This window comes from Shewanella sp. SM101 (assembly GCF_025654465.1).
Lineage (GTDB): Bacteria > Pseudomonadota > Gammaproteobacteria > Enterobacterales > Shewanellaceae > Shewanella > Shewanella oncorhynchi.
Window position 1 is genome coordinate 1 of record NZ_JAKKRH010000146.1, and the last position, 627, is coordinate 627.

The window sequence follows — 627 nt, forward strand, 5'->3', positions numbered from 1 at the left end:
CATCTTTCGATGAGGCTTATCTCTTAATGTTGGCGGAGCGGACGGGACTCGAACCCGCGACCCCCGGCGTGACAGGCCGGTATTCTAACCAACTGAACTACCGCTCCTTTAGCTTAACGTCTACACGTTAACCTAAATTAGGCGCTTGGCGATGACCTACTCTCACATGGGGAGACCCCACACTACCATCGGCGCGTTTGCGTTTCACTTCTGAGTTCGGGATGGGATCAGGTGGTTCCACAAGGCTATTGTCACCAAGCAAATTCTGTTTATTACCGTGTCCATCTCTGGCTCACGTTAATAATAATTCGGAAAGCTGATTTTCTGTTGAGTCTTTAACTTTATCAAGTGTCGATATTCTGTCTAAGTTCGCTTAGCAAAACCCATCTGGGTTGTATGGTTAAGCCTCTCGAGTCATTAGTACATGTTAGCTCAACGCCTCACAACGCTTACACACCATGCCTATCAACGTCCTAGTCTCGAACGGCTCTTTAGAGGAATTAAATTCCTAGGGATGACTCATCTTAGGGCTCGCTTCCCGCTTAGATGCTTTCAGCGGTTATCGATTCCGAACGTAGCTACCGGGCAATGCCATTGGCATGACAACCCGAACACCAGCGGTTCGTC

1 tRNA gene and 2 rRNA genes are annotated in these 627 nt (G+C 48.6%); all 3 read right to left on the bottom strand.

What is annotated here, in order from left to right:
* Positions 1-30: 30 nt before the first annotated feature.
* Positions 31-107 (bottom strand) — tRNA-Asp (locus L5M38_RS24370).
* Between the two features lie 36 nt (positions 108-143).
* Positions 144-259, bottom strand: a 5S ribosomal RNA gene (gene rrf / locus L5M38_RS24375).
* A 137-nt stretch (positions 260-396) separates the two neighbouring features.
* Positions 397-627: ribosomal RNA gene (locus L5M38_RS24380) — 23S ribosomal RNA — on the bottom strand; the annotation flags it as partial.